Annotated in this window: 1 protein-coding gene; it reads right to left on the reverse strand. The window is 51.7% G+C overall.

Annotation, left to right across the window (positions count from 1 at the left end; all coding sequences use genetic code 11):
- Nucleotides 1-25: 25 nt before the first annotated feature.
- Nucleotides 26-292, reverse strand: a 267-nt coding sequence (locus MW695_RS22345) for a hypothetical protein (protein WP_247107624.1), incomplete at its 5' end; no start/stop codon positions are given.

Genomic DNA, 292 nt, shown 5'->3' on the forward strand with positions numbered 1-292 from the left:
GGCTCTGTCAACAGGATGTTGTCTCTTATTCAGCAATGTCAGTCTTTCCAGCATCACGGCTCTTGACCCTCAGCTTGTTAACCTGGGACTCAGCAATGTCAGCGCGCTCCTGAGCTTCTTCCATCTCATGCTGAACCTTCCTGAGTCTGGACATGTGAGTGTTGGCCTGCTCCTCAGCCTCCTCAGCCTGTCTCTTGTAAGCCTTAACTTTGAGCTGCAGCTTGTCCACCAGATCCTGAAGTCTGACCACATTCTTCTTGTCCTCCTCAGTCTGGTAGGTCAGCTCCTTCAC

The sequence above is a fragment of the Halalkalibacter sp. APA_J-10(15) genome (genome assembly GCF_023017105.1).
Lineage (GTDB): Bacteria > Bacillota > Bacilli > Bacillales > Bacillaceae_D > Halalkalibacter.